5 protein-coding genes are annotated in these 6,056 nt (G+C 63.0%); 1 reads left to right on the top strand and 4 read right to left on the bottom strand.

Features of this window, described 5'->3' with window-relative positions:
- The first annotated feature begins 149 nt into the window (after positions 1–149).
- Positions 150–1,820, top strand: coding sequence for an AIPR family protein (locus tag ACT6Y9_RS07945; RefSeq protein WP_443744139.1), 1,671 nt, complete (start codon positions 150–152; stop codon positions 1,818–1,820).
- A 142-nt stretch (positions 1,821–1,962) separates the two neighbouring features.
- Here the strand turns inward: ACT6Y9_RS07945 and ACT6Y9_RS07950 are convergent, their stop codons facing one another.
- The 4 genes from ACT6Y9_RS07950 to ACT6Y9_RS07965 all read right to left on the bottom strand — a co-directional run.
- Positions 1,963–3,093: a metal-dependent phosphohydrolase gene (locus ACT6Y9_RS07950; RefSeq protein WP_443744140.1), complete on the bottom strand. Its 1,131-nt coding sequence runs from the start codon at positions 3,091–3,093 to the stop codon at positions 1,963–1,965.
- 306 nt (positions 3,094–3,399) lie between these two features.
- On the bottom strand, positions 3,400–4,314 hold the full coding sequence (locus tag ACT6Y9_RS07955) for an AEC family transporter (protein WP_295477404.1): 915 nt from the start codon (positions 4,312–4,314) through the stop codon (positions 3,400–3,402).
- A gap of 5 nt (positions 4,315–4,319) precedes the next feature.
- A complete protein-coding gene (locus ACT6Y9_RS07960; protein ID WP_443744141.1) occupies positions 4,320–5,003 on the bottom strand; it encodes an epoxyqueuosine reductase QueH in 684 nt (227 codons plus the stop codon).
- A gap of 169 nt (positions 5,004–5,172) precedes the next feature.
- Positions 5,173–6,056, bottom strand: an 884-nt coding sequence (locus ACT6Y9_RS07965) for a hypothetical protein (RefSeq protein WP_443744142.1), incomplete at its 5' end; no start/stop codon positions are given.

Genomic DNA, 6,056 nt, shown 5'->3' on the forward strand with positions numbered 1-6,056 from the left:
GTTTAGCCATGAGATGCTCTGTAGGTTAGCTTGGCACCTATTTTGACAGATAGGGAAAATATCCTAAGCCGTGCCGCTCCTGCTCGTCGACGGGACTTCCCATGAGCAGGGATCGGGATGGGCGGCGACTTACGGAACAAAGGATACTCATGGACGATATGGACGCCCTGCTGGTGGATCAACAGATCTCCGGCATTCTTGACAAACACCCGGAGTGGTTCGCCGGTGAAACGGAAGATCGGCGACGCTCGAAGGCCTTCGTGCTGATGTGTGTTGCTCGCACCAACGAAATGTCTTATGAGGAAGCCTTTGACTCCATCACTGACGGTGCGGACGATGCCAGTGTGGACGCCTTCGTCATGGGGGATGTGGACGACAACGGGTTCACCGTGACGCTCTACCAGGGAAAATACAAAAAGGACCTCAGCGGGAATGCGAACTTCCCCGCTAACGCACTTGGACAGATTGCTGGAACTGCGGAGGTTTTGTTTGATCCGTCCAAAAAGATCGCGATGAATCCTCGACTTTTGTCGAAAGTTGAGGAGGCGCGTTCGCTCGTTCGTGAGGGTTATATTCCTCGCGTCCGGATTTTTCTCTGCAACAATGGGATGGAATGGGATGAGGCTGCCCAAAAAAATGTTGAGAATAGCAAAAAGCGATTTGGTCCGAGTATTGAGTTCAAACACTTCAATCATCATGATTTGATTTCTCTGTTAAGGCGACCTAATTCGATTGATAGAGTGAGGTTGCCGCTCTCTGGGAAGCTGATTGTTGAGGATCAAGTCTTCAAGCGCGTACTTATAGGCCGCATTCACGTGAAAGAGATCGTGGCGCTTTACCGTCAATACGGCGATCAACTCCTTCAGGGGAACATTCGCAAGTATTTGAGTTTGCGAGGTAATCGAGTGAATGAGGATATCGAGCAGACGCTCAATTCGGATCATGCTGATCAGTTCTATTTCTACAACAACGGCATCACGATCATTTGCAGCCACTTTGACTACAATGCTTTTCAACAGGCAGATCACATTGTGTCGGTGGATGGCCTGCAGGTGATCAATGGCGGGCAAACTTGTCGAACTATTTTTGAAACTTTTAAGAATACTTCGGAAGGGAATATTCCGGATGCTTATCTCCTGGTGCGCGCCTATCAGGTGAACGAAGAGGATGAAGATTTTGTTCGCCTTGTTACGTATGCAACGAACAGTCAGAATCCGGTGGAGATGAGTGATTTGCATTCAAACGACATCTACCAAAAGAGACTCGAAGAAGGGTTTCACATTTTGGGCTATACCTATCGTCGCCAGCGTGACGCTTCGGTCGTGACTGGGCCGCTCGTGATCACGAGCAACATGGTCGCGGTAGCCGTGCTTTCCATTTGGCGACGAAAGCCTCAGCAGGGGCGCTTCTTCAGGAGCGAGCACTTTGGAAAGCTCTATGAGCGCATTTTCAAGGGATTGAATGCCCCCCAAGCATTGCTCGCAGTCAAAATTTATCGTGACGTTGAGGTGCGACGCAGAACGGCGGGCGTTGGTGCCCCGAACTTCGTTCCGTATGCGTCGCATTATCTGGCGATGCTGGTTGGTGAGGAGCTGTTGGATGATCTAGGCTTGTCGATCGAAAAGGTGGACCACCGCAATTTCGGCGAGCTCGATGAAAAGTTCAACGAGAATAAGGATGCCTACTATCAGAAAGCGTTGGATCGCCTGGGGGATGCTCTGACGCGGCTTTACGGAGAAAAAACGTCGACGCTTTCTCTGCAGCGACTCTCCGCCACCTTCCGGAGAGGTGATTTGTTCGAGACGCTCGATTCTGAATAGAGCGGCCGCAGCGGGTGCGGATTGGCCCGTCAGCTCCCGCGATTCCGCTTTTTCTCGACACCCAGCAAAAACGCCCGCTCCCCCGGTCGAGTGCCGACCGGACGGACGGGCGCGAGAGATTAGGGCGTTCTGTCGGCCCGCGTCAGGCCTTCAGCACGCGGGCGACGTCCGCGGCGAAGGCCTCTTCGCCCTCGCTCGAGCGGATCGCGTGGAGCCGCATCGCGGTGAGGTTCGCGAGGACGTAGTTCCTGAGCGCATTGAAGTCGGCCGGGCGCTTTTCCGCGTCGACGCCGTACTTCTCACGCATGAGGCGCTTCAACGCTTCGACTGTCCACTGGCAGGCGGGAACCGAGAGCACCCAGTCGTGGTCGGCGAGGTGCACGACGAAGCCTTCGGAGCGGAAGGGTTCGGGAAGGGTCTTGCCGTCCTTCGCGAGGTACCCCTTCTCCACCGGATCCACACCGGCGATGATCGCGGCGCACTTGATCCAACCGACCATCAGTTCGAGCCCCTTCTGAGAGCCCGGGTGTTCGTGGGCGCAGGCCTGCGCGGTGCAGAAGGTCGCGGGGAGGCCGCGGTGCATGGATTCGGCGAGCGAGAGCACGTGGTGCTCGCCCGTCATCGCGAGGGTCTCCTCCTTGCGGCAGGAGTTGTCCTTCTGCCAGGCGAAGACCCAGGGCTTGTGGAGGTCGTGAAGCAGTTCGCCGCCCACGGCGTCGTCGACCGAAAGGTAGCAGCGGTTGTTGTCGGCGTAGCTCTGAAGAAGCTTTTCGGCCGACAGGACGTTCAGCGCGACGTGAACGACGAGGCCGCCCGGATAGGCGTGGTGCGAGCCGTAGCCCGAACCCGGAGCGCTCCAGGTGGGCTGAGGAGAGCGCCCGGACTTCTCGATCGGCGGGAAGACCGTGTCGCCCTTGGCGCCGAGGTACCCCGCGGCCTTAAGCGTCTTGACGAGGTCGGCCTCGCGCGAGAGGTCGAGCGTGACGTCCGGGTTCTTGAGGATCGCGGTCACGGTCTCGCGGACCTTGGCGTCCTTCAACTGCGAGGCGCTCTTCAGGAGCACCTTGTAGGCGGTCTGCACCACTTCGCTCTCGCGCGCGATTTCAACGGGCGTCATGCGGATCACCTCGGCAACGGTGCGGGCGCGCTTGGGCGCTTCCGCGGCGGCGGCGATCGGGTTGAGGCCGCCAAAGCCCGTGAGGCCGAGGGCGGTGCCGGCGGTGCCGACGAACGCGGAGCGCAGGAGCGTGCGGCGGGAGGTGTTCATGGTCATGGTAGTGGGGTCTCCAGGAAAGCGTGCGGATCGTTGATGAGTCCTGAGCGGAGGCCCCTCGCCTCAAGGGTGAAGGAGCGGGAGGAGCGCGCGTCGAAGGACCTGCCTTGGATTCTGGAGACCCCGCATGACGGCCCGGTGTCGGCCGCATGAGGCCGGGATGAAGACTTCCTGACGGAGTTGTGAGTTCTGCGTGACGCAAAAGTGAACCGCCCGGGAGAGCAGGGCTCCCGGGCGGCGAAGAAGGGGGGGCGAAGAGTCGCACAGTCCGCGGCGGCTGCGCCGCGGACGAGGTCGGCGCGAAGGTCACGCGGTGAAGACCGAGAGCATCGCGCACATGATCACGATGGAGGCCGCAACGGAGATGGAGTTGATGTTGGCGGCGGACTCCCAGTCGAGCTTCGCCTTCATCGTGAAGACGATGCCGAGGACGGGAAGCGGGGACATCATCACGAGCGTGATCGCCTGGCGGACTTCGAGCGGGAAGGGAAGCGTGAAGAAGAGGAGGAGCGCCAGAAGGGCGTTGACGAGGTAGCGCACGACCATGAGGCCCAGAAGACCCTTCAACTTCTCCCAATTGACCGCGAGGTTGATCGAAAGCCCGATGAAGAGCATCGAGAGGAAGGAGTTGGCGCTCCCGATCACCTCGAAGACGTGAAGGAGGGGCTTCGGGAGCGTCACGTCCATGAACGTGAGCGCGATCACCCAGATGTAGGTCCAGAGCGGAGCGGCGCGCAGGAGCGCATGGGCGACGCCCTTCATCGCGGCCCAGGCTCCGCCCGAGCCCCGGCAGGCGAAGGCGTAGGTGCCGCCTGCGCACATCACGCCGTTGCCGACGTCGAAGAGGCAGATCACGAGGAAGCCGAGCGGTGGCACGAGCCCCATCGTGAAGGGCATTGCGAAGGTGCCGACGTTGTAGCTCGACATGTTGAGCATCGCGAAGGGCGTCGCCTGCGCGGCGTCCGCCCGCCGATGCGTGAGGAGCCACGCGACGCCGATCATCACCCAGGTCGCCGCGATCGGCAGCAGGATCGTGAAGAGGAGCGCCGGGTCGAACTTCACGCCCGAGAGGAACGTGACGATCGCGCAGGGGAGCGTCACGTTGAGAATGAGGAATCCGACGGGCTTGGCGAGGTCGCGCGGCACGAGGCCGAACTGCCTCAGAACGACGCCGACCACGATGATGACGACGTAGGCGAGAACGGAGAGCAGTGCAGCCATGTCGGTCACTCCTTCTTGAATTCCCCGCAGGCGGCGCAGGGTGCGGCGGGGCGGTCGTCCGCTTCGGCGGGCGCCGGGCGGGCGTTACGGAGGCTGCGCACGAAGCCGCGCGCATAGACGGGGATTTCCGCCTCGTCGCGCTCCGTGAGGTGTCCCATCGAGAATTCGCAGCCGCACCAGAGCTGGTTGTAGAAGCCTTCGAGCTTCAGGAGCTCTCCGCGGCGCTGCTGCAGGCCGCCCTTGCGCCAGTTCATGTCCCAGTATTCGGTCCCGGGCGTGAGGCGCACCGCCTCGAGCGCCGCCTCGCGGATCTGGTCGAGCCGCTTCCAACGGCTCCCCGCCAGAGTCGTCGTGAACTCCCGGATCCCGAGACGGGCGGCCGTCCGGGCCGTCGCGAGCATGCGCACGCCGAAGCACGCGCGGCAGCGCCGCCCGCGTTCGGGTTCGTTCTCAAGCCCCCGCACCGCCTCGCGCCAGAGCGCGTGGTCGTAGTCGCCATCCACGAAGGGGACGGAGAGCTTTGCGCAGTAGCGCTGGCACTCGTTCTTCCGCACGAGGTACTCCTCGGCGGGGAAGATGTTCGGGTTGAAGTAGAAGACGGTCGGTGCGTAGTCGTGCGCGAGAAGCCACTCAAGAATGGCGCTCGAGCAGGGGGCGCAGCAGCTGTGAAGCAGTACGGCGTGCGGCAAGGGTCGCCTCGCGGGGGAGGTTTTTTTGGGGGTGCTTCTCTCGTCGGAGAAGTCTGTCCGGGGGCGAAAAAGTCTAACAGAGCCGCACGGTCTCTTTCGCGGGCGGGAACGGGCATTGCGTCCCGCTCGAGGAGGAAGGTTCAGGCGCTTGAACCCACTCCCCAAACAATCACGCGAAGCGCCCTTCGAGATACCACCGTCCCGAGCGGAGGTCCCGCGAGATGCACAGGAGCTCCCCCGCGGCGCTCGACGCCATGAAGTGCGAAAAGTGCCGCTCGGGGTCGAACCCTTCGGGAGCCGGCACCGGACGCAGGATCGAGAGCGGGCCGTTCAGGACGGGCCTGAGGCCCTCGAGCGCGAGCTCCCGCGGTGTGGGAAAGACTTCCGCAGGCACCGGCCCGCCCGCCTTCGGCGCCGCGGCGGGGAGGCCCGGGCGGTGGAGCGGATGCGCCGCGAAGCTCCCCGCGGGCGTGCGGCGCTGCTGGGGGCCGGCGGCGCCCTTGGGAGCCGAGCGCGAGATCTGGAAGACCCGCGCGCGGCCGAAGTGGGCGGTGAGCGACGCCGCGAGGGTGGACGGTTCGTCGCCCGGAGACGAGCGCTCGAGCATCGGCCGCGCGGTGAGCTCGAGACTTCCCTGCGAAGCCCAGACGGCTTCGAGCACCGCGTGCCGCACGCGGTTCATCGCCGCAGCCGATTCCGCTTCGAGCGCCGGCCGCCGCCAGACGAGCGGGGCCGCGTCCCGCGGCAGGATCGGGCGGCCGAGGCGGTCACGTACGGAAAGCGCCACTTCGGCGCTCCCCACCGATCCCGAATCCGCCCAGGCCGCGAAGGCCGAGGTGAGGCGGGCTGCGACCTGTCCGCGTTCGGCGTTGGCGAGCGAGGCGCGCAGCTGCAGCACGTCGTCGCGGCGCGTCACGGGGAGCCCCTGCGCGACCCGCACCGGCAGGTCCTTTATGAGCGCCTCAGCGTCCCAGTCGAGCCCCGCGCCGCGGGCTTTGTCGACGGCCGCGCGGAGCGCGGCTTCCGGAGAGCTCCCAACGGCGCAGGTGTTGA

It is taken from the genome of Sutterella sp. (assembly GCF_052272535.1).
GTDB lineage: Bacteria > Pseudomonadota > Gammaproteobacteria > Burkholderiales > Burkholderiaceae_F > Sutterella.